This window comes from Rhodococcus yananensis (assembly GCF_020515525.1).
Lineage (GTDB): Bacteria > Actinomycetota > Actinomycetes > Mycobacteriales > Mycobacteriaceae > Rhodococcus > Rhodococcus yananensis.
Map to the genome: position 1 here is coordinate 37,960 of NZ_JAIYEP010000008.1, position 21,005 is coordinate 58,964.

Below are 21,005 nucleotides of genomic sequence, written 5' to 3' on the forward strand. Positions count from 1 at the left end.
CGAGCCGTCAGCCGATCCGCGGTGGATCCATCTGCACTCGCAGAGGACCGTCGGTGCGCCGCGCGGTGCGCCCGGCCTGGGCACTGCGCAGCGCCGACCCGAGTGCCCGCCCGCGGTCCCGGGGCACCCGGACCAACATGCGATGCACCTCGTCGGGTTCGGGATCGTCGGCACCGAACGGGAGTCGCTGCCCCGGCGGGAGCGGCACCGGTCCGAGCAGTTCGGCACCTGCCGGAAGGTGCGTGGCCTCGAGCAACGCCGCGACCGCAGGTGCCGCGCCGTCGACCGCCGCCATGTGCACGGCCGGCGGAAATCCCACCTCGGCGCGTTCGGCGACCTCCGCAGCGGCGTGACCGACCGGGTCCCAGCGCACCAGGGCCTGCACCGTCGGGATCCCCGAATCCGCGACCACCACGACCCGTCCGCCCTCCGATGCCGGACGCACCAGCGCCGACGCCGTCAACCAGCGGCGCATCGTCTCCTCGGTCGCCCGCAGATCCGCGCGACCGAGGAGCGCCCACCCGTCGAGCAGCAGCGCCGCACCGTAACCACCGGCCGCCACCGGTTCGGCACCGACGGTGGACACGACGAGCGCGGCGGACTCGGGCGCGGTCGCCTTCACCTCGGAACCACCCGACGTCACCACCGGTACCCCGGGGAAAGCGCGACCGAGTTCCTCCGCGGTGCGGCCCGCACCGACCACCACCGCGCGCAGCGAACGCGCGCCGCACGCGTGACAGCGATGCGTCGCATCGGCGACCCCGCACCACTTGCAGGCGGGGACGGCCGCACCGTCGGGGCCGCCCGCGGACGGTAGCGCCAGCGGACCGTTGCAACGCCGGCAACGCGCCGGTGCCCGGCACTTGCCGCATGCCAGCGCCGGCACGTAACCGCGGCGCGGAACCTGCACGAGCACGGGGCGTCCCGCACCGATCGCCGCCCGGGCCGCCTCGAACGCGATACCGGGCAGCCGGGCGGCGCGCGCCGCCGGATCACGGGCGAGGGCCCGGTCGCTGTCGGCGAGGGCGACGATCCGCGGGGCGCACGCGCGTACCACCTCGCGGGGAGCGACCAGGTCGTGCGCCCAGCCCGCCTCGACGAGGGCCTGCGTCTCCGCGGTGCGAGCGTGGCCGGCCACGACGACGGCCGCACCACAGGCGTGGGCGCGCAGCGCCGCCACCTCCCGGGTGTGCGGGTACGGGGAGCGCGGTTCGCAGTGCAGGTCGTCACCGTCGTCCCACACGACGAGCAACCCGATGGCCGGGCCGGGCGCGAACACCGCGGCCCGTGTCCCCACGACGATGCGGGCCGAGCCACGCAGCGCCGCGAGCCACCGCCGGTATCGCTCGGCGGGCCCGAGCCCGGCGGCGAGGCCGACGACGTGGTCGTCGCCGACGAGGTCGACGCACGCCGTGAGCACCCGGTCGAGGTCACGTTGGTCGGGGACGACGAGGACGGCACCGCGACCGCGGGCCGCGGTGACGGCGGCGAGTTCCGCGAGGCGGCGCGGCCAGTCCTCTCCCGGTAGTGCCTGCCACGCGGCGCGCGGTGTGCGTCCGGCGACGAGTGCGTCGAGGAAGTTGTCGCCGTGCCGGTAGCGGGCCCAGGCCGCCCGGTCCACCCGCGGCGGTACCGGCGGTTCGGTGACGCGGACGGCCTCCGCCTCGACACGGGCGTGCCGGGGCGGCACGGCCAGTCGCAGGACGTCGGCTCGGGTGCCGGCGTAGCGGGTGGCGACCTCGTCCGCGAGAGCGGCGATCTCGGGGGTGAGCACGACCTCGGCGGAGACGACGCGTTCGATGCGGCCGAGTCTGCCGGGGTGGTCGCTGGTCGCGACACGGTCGAGGAGGAATCCGTCGACGAGACGACCGGCGAAACGCACGCGGACGCGGACGCCCGGGCGGGCGTCCGCGTCCAGCTCGCGCGGAATCAGGTAGTCGAACTCGCGGTCTAGGTGCGGGAGCGGCAGCAGGGGCAGCACCCGAGCGACCGGGTCGACCTCGGCTGCGGGTCGTTCGGCGGCCAACCGTGCGTGCCGGTCGGGTTACAGACCGGCTGCGGCGCGCAACTTCTCGGCGCGGTCGGTGCTCTCCCACGGCAGGTCGATGTCGGTGCGACCGAAGTGGCCGTACGCCGCGGTCTGCGCGTAGATGGGACGCAGCAGATCGAGGTCGCGGATGATCGCGCCCGGTCGCAGATCGAAGACCTCTCCGATGGCCTGCTGGATCCGGGCCGGATCGGTCTTCTCGGTGCCGAACGTCTCGACGAACAGACCGACGGGGGCGGCCTTGCCGATGGCGTAGGCGACCTGCACCTCGATGCGGTCGGCGAGTCCCGCGGCGACGGCGTTCTTGGCGACCCACCGCATCGCGTACGCGGCGGACCGGTCGACCTTCGACGGGTCCTTGCCGGAGAAGGCGCCGCCACCGTGGCGGGCCATACCGCCGTAGGTGTCGACGATGATCTTGCGTCCCGTCAGGCCCGCGTCGCCCATGGGTCCGCCGAGGACGAACGATCCGGACGGATTGACGAGCAGCCGGATGTCGGAGGTGTCGAGACCGGCGAGGTTCGGGTCGGCGAGTACCGCATCGACGACATGCGTGCGCAGATCCGGGGCCAACAGGTTGTTCAGGTCGATGTCGGCGGCGTGTTGTGTGGAGATGACGATGGTGTCGAGGCGGACCGGGGTGTCACCGTCGTACTCGATGGTGACCTGGGTCTTCCCGTCGGGACGCAGGTACGGCAACACCCCGGTCTTGCGGACCTCGGTGAGCCGCCGCGACAGTCGGTGCGCGAGCGAGATCGGCAGCGGCATGAGCTCGGGGGTGTCCGAGCAGGCGTAGCCGAACATCAGGCCCTGGTCGCCGGCGCCCTGCAGGGCCACCTCGTCGTCGGTCAGGGTGCCGGTGCGTGCCTCGTGCGAGACGTCGACGCCGCCGGCGATCTCCGGCGACTGCGCGCCGATCGCGATGTTGACACCGCACGAGTTCCCGTCGAACCCCTTCGACGACGAGTCGTAGCCGATCTCGAGGACCCGATCGCGGACGATCTTCGGGATGTCCGCGTACGCCGACGTGGTGACCTCACCGACGACGTGGACCTGGCCGGTGGTCACGAGGGTCTCCACCGCGACACGGGAACGGGGATCCTCGGCGAGGAGGGCGTCGAGGACGGAGTCGCTGATCGCGTCACAGATCTTGTCCGGGTGCCCCTCCGTCACGGACTCACTGGTGAAAAGCCGACTTCCGGTCTTGCTCACAGACTCTCCCTCTCGACTGATGTTCTGGCCTCGTGTGTAGTGGTTCTAGCACGTGCTCGGTGTGGCCCCGAATCCCCCACCCCGATTCCGACGCTACTGCCCCCGCAGCATCGGCGCGAGTGTCCGAGGTCACTCGAGCGTAATCATCCCGCCGGAGGCAACAGCGGTCGCAGGGCGTCCAGGACCCGGCTGGCCATCAGTGCCTTGGATCCGTGCGCGAGCGCGGTCTCGGATCCGTCCGCGGAGAGCAGCCAACCGTCGTTGTTGTCGACCTCGAAGGCCTTGCCGTCACCGACGGCGTTCACCACGAGCAGGTCGCACCCCTTGCGTGCGAGCTTCTCGCGCGCGTAGGTCAGGACGTCTCCCTGTTCGTCTCCGGTCTCCGCGGCGAAGCCGACGATGGCGGTGTCGGCGGCGAGATCGCCCTCCGCACGGGCCTTCACGAGACCCGCGAGGATGTCGTCGTTCTTGGTCAGCGGAATGGTGTCGGGTTCGCCCGCACCCTTCTTGATCTTGCTCGCGGCGAGGGTGGTGGGCCGGAAATCCGCGACGGCCGCGGACATGATCACCGCGTCCGCGCCGGCGGCCAGTGCGGTGACCGCGTCCCCCATCTGCGCGGCGGTCTGCACACGCACGACGTCGACCGCGGCGGGATCGTCCAGGCCCGCGACCGCGCCGGCGACGAGCGTGACGTCGGCGCCGCGTTGCGCGGCGAGCCGCGCCAGTGCGTACCCCTGTTTTCCGGAACTGCGATTACCGAGGAACCGGACCGGGTCGAGAGGTTCGCGGGTACCCCCGGCGGAAATCACCAGCCGGCGCCCTTCGAGGTCCCGCGGCAATGCGTCGGCGCGTTCGAGCAGCAGTGCAGCGAGCGCGAAGATCTCGTCGGGCTCGGGCAGGCGCCCGGCCCCGGTGTCCTTGCCGGTGAGCCGACCGGACGCGGGTTCGACGACGACGTTGCCGCGGCGGCGCAGCGTCGCGACGTTCTCGACGGTGGCGGGATGCTCCCACATCTCGGTGTGCATCGCGGGCACGAACATCACCGGGCACCGGGCGGTCAGCAGGGTCGCGGTGAGCAGGTCGTCCGCGCGGCCTGTCGCCGCGCGCGCCATCAGATCGGCGGTGGCGGGCGCGACGACCACGAGATCGGCTTCCTGCCCGAGACGCACGTGCGGAACCTGCGGCACGTCGGTGAAGACCCCGGTGTGCACGGGATTGCCCGACAGTGCCTCGAAGGTGGCGCGGCCGACGAATTCGAGTGCGGATTCGGTGGGAACCACCCGCACCTGGTGGCCGCTCTCGGTCAGCGCACGGATCAGCGCACACGACTTGTATGCGGCGATACCCCCGGCAACCCCGACGACGACCCGACGTCGAGCCGACTCGGCCGGACCGTCGACGGTGTGGGCGCTCACTCGCCTTCGGTGTGTTCGAGCAGATCCGAGTGGATCTCGCGCATGGCGATCGACAGCGGCTTCTCCTGAAGACCCGGCTCGACGAGCGGGCCGACGTACTCGAGGATGCCGTCGCCGAGCTGGTTGTAGTAGTCGTTGATCTGGCGGGCGCGCTTGGCCGCGTAGATCACCAGCGCGTACTTCGAGGAGGCGCGTTCGAGCAGCTCGTCGATCGGCGGGTTGGTGATACCCAGCGGGGTGTCGTAGACCGGCAGGGTGTTGCCCGCAGTGTCGGTCGCGGCGGCCTGGATGCTGCTCACTCGGTGTACTCCTGAGTTTTCGCTTCGAATGTGGAAGGGCTGCGGACGCGCACCCGACCGGAACCGATCGGGTGCGGTCGGTCAGGTGGCGTCGGGTCCGACCAACAAGGATACCAACTCGTCGCAGGCACGGTCGACGTCCTCGTTGACCACCACGACGTCGAACTCGTCACGGGCGGCCAGTTCGGTGCGAGCGGTGTCGAGCCTGCGGGCCACGACGTCGTCGGTTTCGGTACCGCGACCGGTGAGGCGCTCGACGAGGACCTCCCAGCTGGGCGGCGCCAGGAACGCGAGCACCGCCTCCGGCATCGCGGTCCGCACTGCGCGGGCACCGGCGAGATCCACCTCGACGAGGACCGGGCGGCCCGCGTCGAGAGCCTCCCGGACGGGTGCGGCCGGGGTACCCGATCGCTGCAGGCCACCGTGGATGTCCGCCCATTCGAGCAGATCACCGGCATCGATCATCCGATCGAACTCGGCGCGGGACACGAAATGGTAGTCGTGCCCGTCCACCTCCCCGGGACGCGGATCCCGGGTCGTGGCGGACACACTGAACAGCAGATTCGGCACGCGCTCGCGCAGAACCTTCACGACGGTCGACTTCCCGACCGCGGAGGGGCCGGCCAGGACGACCAGCCGGCCCCTCCGCGCTGCGGGTGCGCTGTCCGCCACGGATTGTGCGTCAGCTACCACGGTGCTCAGGCGTCGAAATCGAACCTGGCGAGCAACGCCTTGCGCTGGCGATCACCGAGACCGCGCAGACGGCGGGTCGGAGCGATCTCCAGTTCGGTCATGATCTCCTGCGCCTTGACCTTGCCGACCTTCGGCAGGGCCTCGAGCAGGGCGGACACCTTCATCTTGCCGAGGATCTCGTCGTTCTCGGCGTCGGCGAGCACCTGCTTGAGGTCGGTGCCGCCACGCTTCAGGCGCTCCTTGAGCTCCGCCCGGGCACGACGGGCAGCAGCCGCCTTCTCCAGAGCAGCGGCGCGCTGCTCGTCGGTCAGCTGGGGAAGGGCCACGGTTCCTCCGTCTCATCGTTGGCAAACAGTCTTCGACCGCTGTCAACCAGCGGCGATAGCGACCGTACTCACGACCGCCGACGATTGCGAACCCGCCCCCCGCCGTTCCAGTCGAAAACACGTGCGGTAGTGGGAATCGGAAACGGACCGGAGAACCCGCAGGTCGTGAGCGCGCACACGTTGGATCGCACACGATCGACATCGCAAAACCGCAGGTCACAGCCCCGCCTCCGCGGGTCGGGACGGGGATGGACACTCGCGCGGCGCAGTTCCGCACCTCGCATCCGGACGCGGCCGCGGGTCGGGCGAAATTTTTTCGCGGAGTGCGCGTGTCGCGAGCGGGTACAACCGCACGGAAAGCCGTACATCCTGCATGTTCGCAGCCGACGCCGCCCGTCCGGCGGGCCCACACGACCTCACGACGTCGGGGGCACCGCACAGGCGTGCACGGCGCCCCCGAACCTGTCGAGACTCTTCGGTGCGGCCGGAACGTCCCCCGGACGTCTCGGTCGCGCAGGAACGCGAACGGATACCTCAGTCGCGTAGGAACGCGAACGACGCGGCCACACGGGCCGCCTCGTCACGCAACGCCTGCACCGACGGCCCCGCCCGCAGTACCTCGCGCGAGACGTTGGGGACAACGGCCCGGAGCGCGTCCCCCGCGAGCCGGCGCACGTCGTCGGCGGTACCGCCCTGTGCGCCGACACCCGGCATCAGGATCGGACCGTGCACGGCACTCAGATCGGGTGCGGCGGTCAGCGTCGCGCCCACCACCACACCGACCGGACCGAGCACCGGGTACCCGGCGTTCCGGGCCGCGGCCTCGTCGACCATCACCTGGGCGAGGGTGCGCCCGTCCGCGACGGTCGCGCGCTGCACCTGGGCCCCTTCCGGGTTGGAGGTGGCCGCGAGCACGAACACACCACGATCGGCGCCCCGAGCCAGGCTCAGGGCCGGTTCCAGGGCACCGAATCCCAGGTACGGCGACACGGTCACCGCATCCGAACACAGCGGCGACTCGTCGGACAGCCAGGTGCGCGCGTACGCGGCCATCGTCGATCCGATGTCGCCGCGTTTGGCGTCGGAGAGCACCAGGGTGCCGCTCTCGCGCAGCGCCGCCACCGCCCGTTCGAGCACCGCGATGCCCGCCGAGCCGAACGCCTCGAAGAACGCCACCTGTGGTTTGACGAGCGCAACATTCCCGGCGAACGCGTCGACGCACCGTTCGGTGAACTCGGCCAGCCCGGCCGTGTCCACTGTCAGTCCCCACGCCCCGAGCAGTTCCGGATGCGGGTCGATACCCACGCACAGCGGTCCGCGCTCGGTGAGCGCCGCGTCCAGCCGCTCCCCGAATCCGGTCACGACTGCTGCTCGCCGCCGCGCAGACCCGCCTGCATCCGCTGGATGGACCGGACACCGATCTCGCCGCGGATCGCGGCCTCGATGCCCTGGATGGCAGCGGCGGCGCCCTGCACGGTGGTCACACACGGAATGTTCGCGGCGACGGCGGCACTGCGGATCTCATAGCCGTCGACGCGCGGACCCGCGTTGCCCCACGGTGTGTTGATCACCATCGCCACGTCCCCGGCGCGGATGCGATCGACGATCGTCGGTGCCCCCTCGGGCCGGTCCTCGTCGGACACCTTGTACACGTGTTCGCAGGCAACCCCGTTGCGCTGCAGGGTTTCCGCGGTGCCAACGGTCGCCATGATCCGGAACCCCAGGTCGGCGAGATGCTTGACCGGGAAGATCATCGACCGCTTGTCCTTGTTCGCGATCGAGACGAACACCGCGCCGTCGACCGGCAACGACCCGTACGCGGCGGTCTGCGACTTCGCGAATGCCCGGCCGAAGTCGCTGTCGAGACCCATGACCTCGCCGGTGGACTTCATCTCGGGGCTGAGCAGAGTATCGACACCGGTACCGTCGGCGCGGCGGAACCGGTTGAACGGCAGCACCGCTTCCTTCACCGCGATGGGCGCGTCGAGGGGGGCGTCGCTGCCGTCGCCCTCGGCGAGCAGCAGACCCTGCGTGCGCAACTCCGCGATGGTCTCACCGAGCATGATCCGCGCACACGCCTTCGCGAGTTGCACCCCGGTCGCCTTGGACACGAACGGCACGGTGCGGCTGGCCCGCGGGTTCGCCTCCAGGACGTACAGGATGTCGTCCTTGAGCGCGTACTGGACGTTGAGCAGGCCCTTGACGCCGATCCCCTTCGCCAGCGCTGCGGTGGAGCGTCGCACGTTCTCGATGTCGGAGCGGCCCAGCGTGATCGGGGGCAGCGCGCACGCCGAGTCGCCGGAGTGGATCCCGGCCTCCTCGATGTGCTCCATGATCCCGCCGATGTAGACGTCGGTGCCGTCGCAGAGCGCGTCGACATCGATCTCCACCGCGTCGTCGAGGAACCGGTCGACGAGCACGGGGCGGTCGTCGGAGATCTCGGTGGCGTTCGCGATGTACGCCTCGAGCGCCTTCTCGTCGTAGACGATCTCCATGCCGCGGCCGCCGAGCACGTAGGACGGACGCACCAGCACCGGGTAGCCGATGCCGGCGGCGATCTCCCGCGCACCCTCGAAGGTGGTCGCGGTGCCGTACTTGGCGGCCGGCAGACCGGCCGCATCGAGGACGTGACCGAACTCGCCACGATCCTCGGCCAGGTCGATGGCCGCGGGGCTGGTGCCGACGATCGGCACCCCGGCGGCTTCGAGCCGACGTGCCAGCCCCAGCGGCGTCTGACCGCCCAGTTGGACGATGACACCGGCGACGGTGCCCGACGCGCATTCGGCACGGTACACCTCGAGGACGTCCTCGAAGGTGAGCGGCTCGAAGTACAGGCGGTCGGCGGTGTCGTAGTCGGTGGAGACGGTCTCCGGGTTGCAGTTGACCATGACGGTCTCGTACCCGGCGTCCGACAGGGTCAGCGCGGCGTGCACACACGAGTAGTCGAACTCGATGCCCTGGCCGATGCGGTTCGGACCGGAGCCGAGGATGAGCACCTTGGGACGCTCGGTCTGCGGTGCGACCTCGGTCTCGGCGTCGGGATCGAGCTCGTACGTCGAATAGTGGTAGGGGGTACGGGCCTCGAACTCGGCGGCGCAGGTGTCGACCGTCTTGTACACGGGATGCACGTTCAGGTCGGTGCGCAGGTCACGCACGGCGTCCTCGTCGGCGAACTGCTCCGGGCGCAGCTCGGCGATCTGCCGATCGGAGAATCCGTGATGCTTGGCGTAGCGCAGTTCCTGCTCACCGAAGCTCTCGGCGCCGCGCACCTTCTCCCCCAGTTCCACGATCTGCTGGATCTGGTCGAGGAACCACGGGTCGATCTTCGTGGCGTCGAAGACCTGCTCGACGGTCGCGCCGAGTTCGAAAGCCGCGGCGACACCGTAGATGCGGCCGTCGGTGGGCGTCGCGATCTCCGCGAGCAGCGTCCCGAGATCGCCCTCGACGGCCGGTCCGGTCCAGAAACCGGCACGCTTGGTCTCCAACGACCGCAGCACCTTGCCGAACGCCTCGGTGAAGTTCCGGCCGATGGACATGGCCTCGCCGACGGACTTCATGGTTGTGGTCAGCGTGCCGTCGGCGCCCGGGAACTTCTCGAACGCGAACCGCGGCGCCTTGACCACGACGTAGTCGAGGGTCGGCTCGAAGCACGCCGGCGTTTCCCGGGTGATGTCGTTGACGATCTCGTCGAGGGTGTAGCCGATGGCGAGCTTGGCGGCCATCTTCGCGATCGGGTAGCCGGTGGCCTTCGACGCCAGCGCCGAGGACCGCGACACCCGCGGGTTCATCTCGATGACGACGAGACGGCCGTCGCGCGGATCCATCGCAAACTGGATGTTGCAGCCGCCGGTGTCGACACCGACCTCACGTAGGATCGCGATCGAGAGGTCGCGCATCTTCTGGTATTCGCGGTCGGTGAGGGTCATCGCCGGTGCGACGGTGATCGAGTCGCCGGTGTGCACACCGACCGGGTCGACGTTCTCGATGGAGCAGACGATCACGACGTTGTCGCGGCCGTCACGCATCAACTCGAGTTCGTATTCCTTCCAGCCGAGGATGGATTCCTCGATGAGGACGTTCGCGGTGGGCGACGCCGCGAGACCACCACCGGCGATGCGCTCGAGATCGGCGTCGTCGTAGGCCATCCCCGAGCCGAGGCCACCCATCGTGAACGACGGCCGCACCACGACGGGGAAACCGAGTTCGGCGACGGTGGTGCGCACCTCGTCCATCGTGTAACAGACCGCGGAGCGGGCGGATTCACCACCGCACTTGGTGACGATGTCCTTGAACTTCTGCCGGTCCTCGCCGCGTTGGATGGCGTCGAAGTCGGCACCGATCAGTTCGACGTCGTACTTGTCGAGGATGCCCTGCTCGGACAGCGCGACCGCGGTGTTGAGCGCGGTCTGGCCGCCGAGGGTGGCGAGCACCGCGTCGATGGGGGTGCCGTTGGCGGCCTCGGTGGCGATGACCTTCTCGACGAACTCGGCGGTGATCGGCTCGATGTAGGTGGAGTCGGCGAACTCGGGGTCGGTCATGATCGTGGCCGGGTTCGAGTTGACGAGGCTGACCCGCAGGCCCTCCTCGCGCAGCACCCGGCACGCCTGGGTGCCCGAGTAGTCGAACTCGCAGGCCTGGCCGATGACGATCGGGCCGGACCCGATGACGAGGATGTGGGAGAGATCGGTACGACGTGGCATCAGTTCTTGTCTCCCTCGAGCAGGCTGGCGAAACGATCGAACAGGTAGGCGGCGTCGTGCGGTCCTGCCGCCGCCTCCGGGTGGTACTGCACCGAGAAGGCGCTGCCGTCGAGGAGGCGGACGCCTTCCACGGCACCGTCGTTGGCACACGTGTGGCTGATCACGGCGCGGCCGAAGGGCGTATCGAACTCCTGGCCCGCCTCCCCTTCGAGTGCGAACCCGTGGTTCTGCGCGGTGATGGCGATACGGCCGGTGTCGTGTTCGACGACCGGGATGTTGATGCCGCGGTGCCCGAACTTCATCTTGTAGGTGTTCAGGCCGAGTGCACGGCCGAGGATCTGGTTGCCGAAGCAGATGCCGAACAGCGGCAGGCCCTGCCCCAGCACCTCCTTCGTCAGGTGCACGATGTCGTCGGCGGTGGCCGGGTCCCCCGGACCGTTCGACAGGAACACACCGGCGGCCTTCAGATCTAGGATGTCGTGGAGGGCGGCGGTCGCAGGCAGCACGTGCACGCGGATACCACGGCTCGCGAGCATCCGCGGTGTGTTGCTCTTGATGCCGAGGTCGACGGCGGCGACCTCGAAGCGGACGTCACCGTCGGGTTCGACGACGTACCCGGATTCGGTGGTGACCTCGCGGGCCAGGTTCGCTCCGAGCATCGAGGGCTGGTTCCTCACCCGGTCGACGAGCGCGGCGACGTCGATGTCGGCACCGTTGTACGGCAGAGCGTCGCCGGAGAACACCCCCGCCTTCATCGAGCCGCGGGTACGCAGATGCCGCACGAGCGCGCGGGTGTCGATACCGGCGATCCCGACGACATTCTGCCGTTCGAGCTCGTCCTGCAACGACCCGGTGGCGCGCCAACTCGACGTGCGCCGCGACGGGTCACGCACCACGAATCCGGCGACCCAGATCCGTGAACCAGCGGCATCACCGTCGGGTCCGACCGATTCGTTGTCCTCACCGTTCCAGCCGGTGTTGCCGATCTGCGGGGCGGTCGCCACCACGATCTGCCGGTGATAGCTGGGGTCGGTGAGAGTCTCCTGATATCCGGTCATGCCGGTGGAGAACACGGCCTCGCCGAGCGTCTGTCCCGCGGCACCGAACACACTGCCGCGGAAGGCGCGCCCGTCCTCGAGGACCAACACCGCGGTGTCGGGGGCGAATGAACTGCCGCTCATGTGTTCTCTCCGTTCTGTTCGACGTCACCGGAGCCGGCCGCACGGGCTGAGTTCTCGCGTGTCGTATCCGAAAGCATCTTCTTCGTCGTCTTCATCGTCTTCTTCGTCTCAGGCGTCCTCGACGCCGTCCTCGTCACGCCCACCGCGCGGCGGCGCGGTCCACGCCGGGTACACCGACTTGTCGTCGCCGCGGAATCCGGTGTCGATCTCGGTGCCGCTGGGCAGTTCCCACCGGATGACCAGCACGCCGTCCTTGCTCATCACCTTCCCGGCGAGACCGCGTTCGGTGCGGATGGCACGGATCGACTCCTGCGGGATCCACACGGGCGTCTCGCCGGATCGTTCCAGCAGGATGCCGCGGCTGTACCTGCTCAGCTCCGCCGCAGCACGGTGTCCGAGATCCCCGACAGCGATCCGGTCCTGCCAACTGGGTGCCAGCGTGCTTCCCACGTACAGGCCGGTGCTCGGCGCGATCAACTCGTCTCCGAGTTCGGCGGGAACCGCCGGGAGTGCACCGACGACATCTGCCTGTCGCCGGGCCCGGCCACGCCAGCCCTTCCACATCAGCAGGACCAGCACGACCCACAGCAGCAGGAACCCGAGGGTGAGCAGAGCACGATCCATCGGTGATCACCGTCCTCCGTCGAGCGGGAACACGTTGCCGTCGCGGGCGGTGATCCGGCCCCGCAGCACCGTCGCGGTCACGCGACCGGGCAGCGTCATGTCCTCGTACGGGGTGTTGTGGGAGATGCTCGCGAAGTCGTGTCCGCGCACGATCCACTCCGCGTCCGGATCGACCAACACGATGTTCGCGGGCTCGCCGACCTCGAGCGGGCGGCCCTGATCGTCGAGCCCGACGATCTGTGCGGGACGTTCGCTCATCACCTTCGCGACACCACGCCAGTCCAGCAGGCCCGGTCGCACCATCGTCTCGATCACGATCGACAGTGCTGTCTCGAGTCCGAGCATGCCCGGTCGTGCCTGCGAGAACTCGCAGCACTTGTCCTGCTCGGCGTGCGGCGCGTGATCGGTGGCGACGCAGTCGAGAACACCGTCCGCCAGGCCTCGACGCAGCGCCTCCACATCGGACCGTTCCCGCAGGGGCGGATTGACCCGGTTGATCCCGTCGTACGTCTCCAGACGCGAATCGTCGAGCAACAGATGATGCGGGGTGACCTCAGCGCTGATCGCAATCCCCTGCGTCCGCGCCCATTTCACGAGCTCGACCGTCCCGGCCGTGGATGCGTGGCAGATGTGCACGCGCGCACCGGCATCGCGGGCCAGCAGCGCGTCCCGCGCCACGATCGATTCCTCGGCCGCGCGGGGCCATCCCGCCAACCCCAGTCGCGCCGCAGTCGGTCCTTCGTGTGCGACCGCCCCGTCCGTCAACCGCGGTTCCTCCGCGTGCTGCGCGATCAGCACGCCGAGCGAACTCGCGTACTCGAGCGCGCGCCGCATCAGCAACGGATCGGACACGCACTTGCCGTCATCGGAGAACATCCGGACCTGCCCGACACCGGCGGCCATCGCGCCCATCTCCGCGAGTTGGGTCCCGCCCAGCCCGACCGTGACCGCACCGACCGGATGGACGTCGACGAGGCCGACCTCCCGGCCGCGCCGCCACACATGGTCGGTGATCACCGCCGAATCGGCGACCGGATCGGTGTTCGCCATCGCGAACACCGCCGTGAAACCGCCCCGTGCCGCCGCGGCGGAGCCGCTGTCGATGGTCTCGGTGTCCTCGCGGCCCGGTTCGCGCAGGTGCGTGTGCAGGTCGACGAATCCCGGCAGCAGGATCTGCCCGGCGCCGTCGATGACCACAGCGTCGGTGGGCGCAGCAACATCGGCGCCGATCGCGAGGATCTGCTCGTCCCCGAGCAGCACGTCGACGGGATCGCCCTCGCCGTAGGGCCGGGCGTTTCGGATGAGCACCTGCGACGACACCGCTGTGTCTCCTGTTCCTCGGGTGGTGGTCACGAAAGAGTCCCTTCGGTGCCGACGAGAAGCCGGAAGAGCACCGCCATACGCACGTGCACACCGTTGGTGACCTGCTGCAGAACGGCCGTGCGGGGGGCGTCGGCAACCGGGTATCCGATCTCCATGCCGCGCAGCATCGGTCCCGGGTGCAGCACCACCGCGTGGTCGGGCAACATCGCGGCCCGCTTCTCGCTCAGTCCGTACCGGATCGAATACTCGCGTGGAGAGGGGAAGAAACCGCCGTTCATGCGTTCCGCCTGTACGCGCAGCATCATCACCGCGTCGAGGGCCGGTAGTTCGGCGTCGAGGGAGTCCGCGACCGTCACCGGCCATGTCTCGACGCCGACGGGCAGCAGGGTGCGCGGCGCGATGAGGACGACCTCGGCACCGAGCATGCTCAGCAGCAACGCGTTCGAGCGGGCGACGCGGCTGTGCAGGATGTCCCCGACGATGCCGATGCGGCGGCCGTCGATCGACCCGAGTCGTTGTCGCAGAGTGAGGGCGTCGAGGAGCGCCTGGGTGGGGTGTTCGTGGGTGCCGTCCCCGGCGTTGATCACCGCGGGGCCGGTTCCGGTCTCGTTCGTCCAGTGTGCGATGCGGTTCGCTGCGCCCGATGCGGGATGCCGAACGATCAGGGCGTCGGCGCCGGCGGCGTGCAGCGTCAGGGCGGTGTCGCGCAGCGACTCGCCCTTCTTCACCGACGACGTGGAGGCGGAGACGTTGATGACGTCCGCGCTCATCCACTTGCCGGCGACCTCGAAGGACACGCGGGTGCGGGTGGAGTTCTCGAAGAACACCGTCATGACAGTGCGACCGCGCAGCGTCGGGAGCTTACGCACCTCACGACCGAGCAGCGCCTGCTCGAACCGTTCGGCGTCGTCGAGTAGCTCGATCGCGGAATCCCGATTCAGGTCCGCGATGGAGAGCAGGTGCTTCACAGGGTCTTGCCTCCCGAGATCTCCACGGCGTCACGCCCGTCGTGTTCGCTCAGCAACACCCGCACGTCCTCGGTGCGCGCGGTGGGCACGTTCTTGCCCACGTAATCGGCGCGCAGCGGTAGCTCGCGGTGGCCACGATCGACGAGGACCGCCAGTTGGACGGATGTGGGGCGCCCGAGGTCGCGCAGCGCATCGAGTGCAGCACGGACGGAGCGCCCGGAGAACAGCACATCGTCGACGAGGACAACGAGAGCGTGGTCGACACCGCCGTCCGGCACCGAGGTGCGCTCGAGGGGCCGGTGGGGTTTCGTGCGCAGGTCGTCACGGTAGAGGGTGATGTCGAGCGAGCCGACGGGCACCCGCACTCCGGAGAAGTCCTCGATCCGGTCGGCGAGCCGCTGGGCCAACGCGATCCCGCGGGTGGGGATACCCAGCAGGACGACGCGGGGGGCGTCACGCTCGGCGTCGAGCGCGGTCTTCTCGATGACCTGGTGCGCAATGCGCGCAATGGTGCGGTTGACGTCGGCTGCCGAGAGCAACTCGCGGGCCGGCGGTGCAGATGATGAAGCTGTCGACCCGTCCTCGGACACGGCCATGCAGCGACCTCCTTCTCCGCCTCACGGGACGGATCGTTAAAGGATGCCTGACGGTCATCCAGCCTAGCAGCGGCGCGGTCACCGACCCCGATCGTTCACAGGTGAACCGCAACACAAGAGAGACGGGTCCGCCCGGAGCGTGTCCGGGCGGGCCCGCCGGGTCGTCTCGACGTCCGATCTGCGGGGCGTCAGCGCCGCTCGGGATCTGCGGGAGCGTCGGGCCGGGAATCGACCGTCGTCGCGGCGGCGGCCGCCCGGACCTGGTCCGCGAGCGCGACGATCTGACCCAACACCCCGTTGATGAAGGCGGGTGAGTCGTCCGTCGACAACTGCTTGGCGAGCTCGACGGCTTCGTCGACGGCGACGACGGGGGGAACGTCGACGGTGTGGAACAACTCCCACACCGCGATCCGCAGGATCGCCCGGTCCACCGCCGGCAGCCGCTCGAGCGTCCAGTCGTGCAGATGATCGGCGATCGTGCGGTCGACCTCGTCGAGGTGATCCGCCACGCCCGCCACGATCGTCTGCGTGTACGCGGGGACGGGCGCCACCTGGTCGTCGCGGACCGCGAGCTCGACCCGATCGGCCGCGAGGTCGGCGGGATGGGTGTCGCGGGCCTCGGCCTCGAACAGCAGATCGACGGCGCGCTTACGCGCCTTGTGTCGTGCTCCGAGTTTCTTCTGTGTTCCGGACACTCAGGAGTTCACTCGCCCGAGGTAGTTGCCGTCGCGGGAATCGACCTTGAGCTTGTCGCCGATGTTGATGAACAGCGGGACCTGGATCTCGGCGCCGGTCTCGAGGGTCGCGGGCTTGGTGCCGCCGGTGGACCGGTCGCCCTGCAGACCCGGATCGGTCTGGGTGACCTCGAGCTCGACGGTGACGGGAAGCTCGACGAACAGCGGCTGGTCCTCGTGGGTCGCGACCTGCACCGCCATGTTCTCGAGCAGGAACTTCGCGCCGTCACCGAGCAACTCGGGCGTGATCGAGATCTGATCGTAGGTCTCGCCGTCCATGAAGACGTAGTCGGTGCCGTCGTTGTAGAGGTACGTCATGTCGCGGCGATCGACCGTCGCGGTCTCGACCTTGACACCGGCGTTCCACGTCTTGTCGACAGTCTTGCCCGAGGTCACGTTCTTGATCTTCGTCCGGACGAACGCGGGGCCCTTACCCGGCTTCACGTGCTGGAACTCGATGATCTGCCAGAGCTGGCCGTCGATCTTCAGAACGAGACCGTTCTTGAAATCACTGGTGTCAGCCACTTACTTCGTGTCTCCTAGAGTCGGGGGACCGCCCTCAGACGACGGTCAATGTCTTGTCGGTGAGTGTCAGCAGCTCAGGTGTCTGCTCCCGCACCACGAGCGTGTCCTCGATCCGCACGCCACCGCGCCCCGCGAAGTACACGCCCGGTTCGACGGTCACCGCCGCACCGGCGACAAGTGTACCGGGCGCCGCCGCGCCGATTCCGGGCGCTTCATGGATCTCCAACCCCACACCGTGCCCGAGTCCGTGCAGGAACAGCTCACCGTGCCCCGCATCGGCGATCACCGTGCGCGCGGCCGCGTCGACGTCCGCGCACGCGACGCCGGGCGCCAACGCCTCACGCCCGGCCCGCTGCGCGCGCAGGACCAGGTCGTACACGTCGCGCTGCCAGTCGGAGACCCGGTCGAGGACGTAGGTGCGGGTCATGTCGGAGTGGTAGCCACCGATCTGCGCACCGAAGTCGAGTTTGACGAAGTCGCCGCTCGCCAGCACCGCCCCGGTCGGCCGGTGGTGCGGGATCGCCGAGTTCGCGCCGGCCGCGACGATCGTCTCGAAGGCGATACCGTCGGCTCCGTGCTCGAACATGCGCCACTCGAGGTCACGAGCCACCTGCTGTTCGGTTCGGCCGGGTCGCAGCCCACCGGCGGCGACGAGATCGGCGAGGGCACGGTCGGCGGCGGCGCACGCAGACGTCAACAACGTGATCTCGTGTTCGTCCTTGACCATCCTCAGCTGTTCGACGAGACCCGGCGCAGCGACGAACTCGACCGCCGAGTCGAGACCGTCCCAGCGGGCCCGTTCGTCGACGGTGACAACGTGACTCTCGAAGCCCCATCGCGAGCGGGCACCGCCGAGCGCGGCGACCAGGTGCGCGGCGGATGCCCGACCGATCTCGGCGCGCAGATCCGGCACCTGCTCGGCGATCTGCGACAGATACCGGCCGTCGGTGCAGACGACCGTTCCGGATTCGTCGGCGTCGTCGACCGCCACGACGAGGAGTGCGGCGTTCGAACCGGTGAATCCGGTGAGGTACCGGATGTTGAGGAGGTCGGTGACCAGGAGGGCATCGAGGCCACGGTCGGCGAGCGCAGCGCGCAGCGCCATGCGGCGGGAGGCGTGATCGGCGGGCATGTGTCGAACGTACCGCGCGACCAGCATGTGGGCCCGGACACACATCGGGAACAATTGCCGTTACGCTCACGTACATGAAACCCTGGTTGCTTCGCGGACTGGGACTCGCCCTGGTCCACACCGTGGTGCGTGTCCTCCTCGGTGCCGCTCTCGTCCAGTGGCCGTTGCAGGGCTCACTGATGCGCTGGACCGGATTCGTGATCGTCGTGCTCGCAGCATTCGTGTGGGCAGGGATCGACGGGATCCGCGACCGCCGTGCGAACCCCGACCCCGATGACGGCACCGACCTGACGATGCGCTGGCTGGCCGCGGGAGCGGTCACCGGACTGATCGGCGGGGCGGCGACCTGGCTGATCGACACCGTGACGTCCATCCCCGTCGGCGTGAAGTCGCTGTTCTTCGAGCTGACCTCCGGTGCGGCGTTCACCGTGCTGCTGGTGTTCCTCCCCGCGACTGCGGCGGTCGCCCTGGGCAGGTTCTTCGTGGGCCGCGAGCAGCGCGGGACGAAGGAGGTGGCCCCGGAACCCGAACCGGCGCTCATGGGCGCCGGTGGCGCCGCGGACCCGACGTGGCGCGACGACGATGCGCCCACCGAGACCTTCCCCGCGGTCGGGACCGACTCCGACCGCACCGACCGCTGACACGTCCACCCGGAATCGCCTGTACAACCCTATCCTCACCCATCGATCGACAGTGGTCGACCGTGGAGGTGACGATAGGGTTGTTCCGCGTCCGATTCCTCGTTCTCGGTCGACCGGGTCGCCGAACGCCCCGGGCTGCACGTGCACGCCGTCCACGGTCGCGTCCGCGACGCGACGGCTTCCACGCCCACGCCGTCGACCTGATCGGCGCGCCCGGGCCCCGCGCTCAGTTCCGGGCCCCGCACGAGTCGGTATCGGTGACGTCCACCCCCCTGGGAGGCAGGAGACATCGATGACCGAGATGCTGGATCTGTTGCCCGCCGCCGCGCGCGTCGCGGGAATAGTCGAGGGTATCCGCGCGCACCAACTCACCGGTCCCACGCCGTGCGCCGACGCGACCGTCGCCGCCGTCCTCGATCATGTGCTCGGGCTGGCCACGGCATTCGAGGCCGCCGCGCGCAAGGATTTCGGCCCGCTGACCGATCACCCACCGAGGCCCTCGGCCGACGCGTTGCCCGATGACTGGCGCGACTCGGCACGACCCGCATTGACGGCGTTGGCGCGGGCCTGGGCCGAGCCGTCCGCGTGGACCGGCACGACCCGCGCCGGCGGTCTCGAATTCCCCGCCGCGGCGGCGGGTCTCGTCGCGCTCGACGAACTGGTCGTACACGGCTGGGATCTCGCTGTCGCCACCGATCAGACCTATCGCTGCACGCCGGACGAGATCGCCGCGTGCACGGCGTTCGCCGAGCCGATCACCGACGAGCAACGCACCGCCGGCGGACTGTTCGGGCCGGTCGTGCCGGTCGCGGCCGACGCGACGGCGTGGGATCGACTGCTCGCGCTGACCGGCCGCGATCCCGCCTGGTCACCCGTGCGCCGGTGACGGTGCCCGGGCGAACGTGCCCACCGGCCGTCGCCCGCGGCGTCGGGGACGGTCACGCGGTCAGAGCAGCACGGTTCCCGCGTCCGCCCTACCCTGCCGAGCCACCTCCGAGTACGCCGCGGCCAGCAGCGACGGATCGGGGCCCTCGAGGCGGCCCGGTCTGGCCAGTCCGTCCAGGACGACGAACCGCAGCAGGCCGGCACGGTTCTTCTTGTCGGTCTGCATCCCGGCGAGCAGGTCCGTGAACGCGTCCGGGTCGTAGGTCGTGGGCAGGCCCACCGCCTCGAGGATCGTGCGGTGCCGTTCCGCGGTGGTGTCGTCGAGCCGGCCCGCGAGCCGGCCGAGTTCGGCAGCGAACACCAGCCCGACGGACACGGCCGCGCCGTGACGCCACCGGTAACGTTCCCGTCGTTCGATGGCGTGACCGAGGGTATGCCCGTAGTTGAGGATCTCGCGCAGGTTCGATTCCCGCAGGTCGGACGCGACGACCTTCGCCTTGACCTCCACCGATCGACGGATCAGCTCCGGAAGGACCGTTCCGGTGGGATCGAGCGCTGCCTCCGGGTCCTCCTCGATCAGTTCGAGGATCATCGGGTCGGCGATGAACCCGGTCTTGATGACCTCGGCCAGACCCGCGATGATCTCGTTGCGCGGGACCGTCTCGAGGGTCGCGAGGTCGACGAACACCGCGGACGGCTCGTGGAACGAACCGACGAGGTTCTTGCCGGCCTCGGTGTTGATCCCCGTCTTGCCGCCCACCGCGGCATCCACCATCGCCAGCAGGGTCGTCGGAATGTGGTAGACCCGCACGCCACGCATCCACGTGGCGGCCACGAACCCGGCGAGATCGGTGGCGGCACCGCCGCCGAGCCCGATCACCGCGTCGGATCGCGTCAGCCCGATCCGCCCGAGCACCTCCCAGCAGAATCCCGCGACCGCCAGATCCTTGCCGTCCTCGGCGTCCGGGATCTCGATGCGGTGGGCGTCGATACCGGTCTCGGCCAACGCCTCCCGGACCGCCTCGGCTGTCGCGGTCAAGGTGGGCTGGTGGAATATCGCCACGGTTCGGGTGCCGGACAGTTCCGTCACCACATCACCGAGCAGGCCCCTGCCGATGATCACCGGATAGGGCTGGGCGGTGGCCACGTCGATACGTACCGGTTCGCTCACGGTGTGCTGCTCCGATCCTGTTGTGCTGACTCGAGTTTTGCGATCACCTGCTGGACTACACGGGCCGGGCTCCGACCGTCGGTCCGGACCCGGATGGTGGCCGACTGCCGGTACAGCGGCCTGCGTCGGCGCATCAGATCGCGGTACTTCTGCGCGGGGTCCCCGCCGTTGAGCAACGGCCGGTTCGTGTTCGCACCGGTCCGCCGCAAGCCCTCCGCGACACTGATCTCCAGGTACACCACGACGTGACCGGCCAGCAGTCTCCGCGTGCGCTCGGAGAGGATCGCGCCGCCGCCCAGCGACACCACCCCGTCGTGGGTGGCGAGCGCGTCCGCGACGACCTGCTCCTCGATCCGCCGGAACTCGGGTTCGCCGTCTCGCGTGAAGATCTCCGGGATGGTGCGCCCCGTGGTCCGCTCGATCTCGACGTCGGTGTCGAGCAGCGGGACGTCCAGTGCCTGCGCGACCCTCTTGCCGATGGTCGACTTGCCCGCCCCCGGCGGGCCGATCAGGACTGCACGCGGTGCCATGGA

The 21,005-nt window shown here is 69.5% G+C and carries 20 protein-coding genes; 2 read left to right on the top strand and 18 right to left on the bottom strand.

The annotated features are described in order from the left end of the window. Window positions 1–7 precede the first annotated feature (7 nt). The 16 genes from LDQ05_RS03330 to LDQ05_RS03405 form a co-directional block, all read right to left on the bottom strand. The gene (locus LDQ05_RS03330; protein ID WP_226435480.1) at window positions 8–2,026 is read right to left on the bottom strand and encodes a primosomal protein N'; all 2,019 of its coding nucleotides are present in this window, start codon (window positions 2,024–2,026) and stop codon (window positions 8–10) included. Between the two features lie 18 nt (window positions 2,027–2,044). Continuing rightward, window positions 2,045–3,259 (bottom strand): methionine adenosyltransferase, encoded by a 1,215-nt coding sequence (metK, locus tag LDQ05_RS03335; RefSeq protein WP_226435481.1) that lies wholly within the window; start codon window positions 3,257–3,259, stop codon window positions 2,045–2,047. Between the two features lie 143 nt (window positions 3,260–3,402). Beyond that, a complete protein-coding gene (coaBC, locus tag LDQ05_RS03340; RefSeq protein WP_226435482.1) occupies window positions 3,403–4,674 on the bottom strand; it encodes a bifunctional phosphopantothenoylcysteine decarboxylase/phosphopantothenate--cysteine ligase CoaBC in 1,272 nt (423 codons plus the stop codon). Further along, window positions 4,671–4,973, bottom strand: a complete 303-nt coding sequence (rpoZ, locus tag LDQ05_RS03345; protein WP_226435483.1) for a DNA-directed RNA polymerase subunit omega — start codon at window positions 4,971–4,973, stop codon at window positions 4,671–4,673. The genes coaBC and rpoZ overlap by 4 nt, the downstream gene beginning before the upstream one ends. Before the next feature lie 81 nt (window positions 4,974–5,054). Further along, window positions 5,055–5,666 (bottom strand): guanylate kinase, encoded by a 612-nt coding sequence (gene gmk, locus LDQ05_RS03350; protein WP_226435484.1) that lies wholly within the window; start codon window positions 5,664–5,666, stop codon window positions 5,055–5,057. Between the two features lie 5 nt (window positions 5,667–5,671). Beyond that, entirely contained in the window at window positions 5,672–5,992 is a 321-nt protein-coding gene (mihF, locus tag LDQ05_RS03355) for an integration host factor, actinobacterial type (protein ID WP_169646575.1), read from the bottom strand. Between the two features lie 534 nt (window positions 5,993–6,526). Then, window positions 6,527–7,354: an orotidine-5'-phosphate decarboxylase gene (gene pyrF / locus LDQ05_RS03360; protein ID WP_226435485.1), complete on the bottom strand. Its 828-nt coding sequence runs from the start codon at window positions 7,352–7,354 to the stop codon at window positions 6,527–6,529. After that, the gene (gene carB / locus LDQ05_RS03365) at window positions 7,351–10,692 is read right to left on the bottom strand and encodes a carbamoyl-phosphate synthase large subunit (protein WP_226435486.1); all 3,342 of its coding nucleotides are present in this window, start codon (window positions 10,690–10,692) and stop codon (window positions 7,351–7,353) included. Before carB ends, pyrF begins: the two co-directional genes overlap by 4 nt. After that, on the bottom strand, window positions 10,692–11,873 hold the full coding sequence (gene carA / locus LDQ05_RS03370; RefSeq protein WP_226435487.1) for a glutamine-hydrolyzing carbamoyl-phosphate synthase small subunit: 1,182 nt from the start codon (window positions 11,871–11,873) through the stop codon (window positions 10,692–10,694). Before carA ends, carB begins: the two co-directional genes overlap by 1 nt. A 108-nt stretch (window positions 11,874–11,981) precedes the next feature. Beyond that, on the bottom strand, window positions 11,982–12,497 hold the full coding sequence (locus LDQ05_RS03375) for a PH-like domain-containing protein (RefSeq protein ID WP_226435488.1): 516 nt from the start codon (window positions 12,495–12,497) through the stop codon (window positions 11,982–11,984). 6 nt (window positions 12,498–12,503) lie between these two features. Next, window positions 12,504–13,817, bottom strand: a complete 1,314-nt coding sequence (locus LDQ05_RS03380; protein WP_226435535.1) for a dihydroorotase — start codon at window positions 13,815–13,817, stop codon at window positions 12,504–12,506. Between the two features lie 29 nt (window positions 13,818–13,846). After that, window positions 13,847–14,788 (bottom strand): aspartate carbamoyltransferase catalytic subunit, encoded by a 942-nt coding sequence (locus tag LDQ05_RS03385; RefSeq protein WP_226435489.1) that lies wholly within the window; start codon window positions 14,786–14,788, stop codon window positions 13,847–13,849. Further along, the gene (gene pyrR / locus LDQ05_RS03390) at window positions 14,785–15,384 is read right to left on the bottom strand and encodes a bifunctional pyr operon transcriptional regulator/uracil phosphoribosyltransferase PyrR (RefSeq protein ID WP_226435490.1); all 600 of its coding nucleotides are present in this window, start codon (window positions 15,382–15,384) and stop codon (window positions 14,785–14,787) included. The genes LDQ05_RS03385 and pyrR overlap by 4 nt, the downstream gene beginning before the upstream one ends. A 188-nt stretch (window positions 15,385–15,572) precedes the next feature. Further along, window positions 15,573–16,079 carry a transcription antitermination factor NusB gene (gene nusB, locus LDQ05_RS03395; RefSeq protein WP_226435491.1) on the bottom strand — a complete coding sequence of 169 codons (507 nt, stop codon included), beginning with the start codon at window positions 16,077–16,079 and terminating at the stop codon, window positions 15,573–15,575. Continuing rightward, window positions 16,080–16,643 (bottom strand): elongation factor P, encoded by a 564-nt coding sequence (efp, locus tag LDQ05_RS03400; RefSeq protein ID WP_226435492.1) that lies wholly within the window; start codon window positions 16,641–16,643, stop codon window positions 16,080–16,082. A gap of 34 nt (window positions 16,644–16,677) precedes the next feature. Beyond that, window positions 16,678–17,775 carry a M24 family metallopeptidase gene (locus LDQ05_RS03405; protein WP_226435493.1) on the bottom strand — a complete coding sequence of 366 codons (1,098 nt, stop codon included), beginning with the start codon at window positions 17,773–17,775 and terminating at the stop codon, window positions 16,678–16,680. Window positions 17,776–17,849: 74 nt separating this feature from the next. Between LDQ05_RS03405 and LDQ05_RS03410 the strand changes: the two genes are divergently transcribed. Both LDQ05_RS03410 and LDQ05_RS03415 read left to right on the top strand, forming a co-directional pair. Next, the gene (locus tag LDQ05_RS03410; protein ID WP_226435494.1) at window positions 17,850–18,416 is read left to right on the top strand and encodes a B-4DMT family transporter; all 567 of its coding nucleotides are present in this window, start codon (window positions 17,850–17,852) and stop codon (window positions 18,414–18,416) included. Between the two features lie 292 nt (window positions 18,417–18,708). Then, window positions 18,709–19,302 carry a TIGR03086 family metal-binding protein gene (locus LDQ05_RS03415; protein ID WP_226435495.1) on the top strand — a complete coding sequence of 198 codons (594 nt, stop codon included), beginning with the start codon at window positions 18,709–18,711 and terminating at the stop codon, window positions 19,300–19,302. Between the two features lie 60 nt (window positions 19,303–19,362). Here LDQ05_RS03415 and aroB read toward each other — a convergent pair whose 3' ends face one another. Together aroB and LDQ05_RS03425 are read right to left on the bottom strand one after the other, a co-directional pair. Then, window positions 19,363–20,472 carry a 3-dehydroquinate synthase gene (aroB, locus tag LDQ05_RS03420; protein ID WP_226435496.1) on the bottom strand — a complete coding sequence of 370 codons (1,110 nt, stop codon included), beginning with the start codon at window positions 20,470–20,472 and terminating at the stop codon, window positions 19,363–19,365. Then, window positions 20,469–21,002 (bottom strand): shikimate kinase, encoded by a 534-nt coding sequence (locus LDQ05_RS03425; protein WP_226435497.1) that lies wholly within the window; start codon window positions 21,000–21,002, stop codon window positions 20,469–20,471. Before LDQ05_RS03425 ends, aroB begins: the two co-directional genes overlap by 4 nt. Between the last annotated feature and the right edge of the window lie 3 nt (window positions 21,003–21,005).

Excerpts from the sequence above, each read along its gene's own strand:
- carB (WP_226435486.1), bottom strand. The coding sequence starts at position 10,692 with ATGCCACGTCGTACCGATCTCTCCCACATCCTCGTCATCGGGTCCGGC.
- carA (WP_226435487.1), bottom strand. The coding sequence starts at position 11,873 with ATGAGCGGCAGTTCATTCGCCCCCGACACCGCGGTGTTGGTCCTCGAG.
- LDQ05_RS03375 (WP_226435488.1), bottom strand. The coding sequence starts at position 12,497 with ATGGATCGTGCTCTGCTCACCCTCGGGTTCCTGCTGCTGTGGGTCGTG.
- pyrR (WP_226435490.1), bottom strand. The coding sequence starts at position 15,384 with ATGGCCGTGTCCGAGGACGGGTCGACAGCTTCATCATCTGCACCGCCG.
- LDQ05_RS03405 (WP_226435493.1), bottom strand. The coding sequence starts at position 17,775 with ATGCCCGCCGATCACGCCTCCCGCCGCATGGCGCTGCGCGCTGCGCTC.
- LDQ05_RS03410 (WP_226435494.1), top strand. The coding sequence starts at position 17,850 with ATGAAACCCTGGTTGCTTCGCGGACTGGGACTCGCCCTGGTCCACACC.
- LDQ05_RS03415 (WP_226435495.1), top strand. The coding sequence starts at position 18,709 with ATGACCGAGATGCTGGATCTGTTGCCCGCCGCCGCGCGCGTCGCGGGA.
- LDQ05_RS03425 (WP_226435497.1), bottom strand. The coding sequence starts at position 21,002 with ATGGCACCGCGTGCAGTCCTGATCGGCCCGCCGGGGGCGGGCAAGTCG.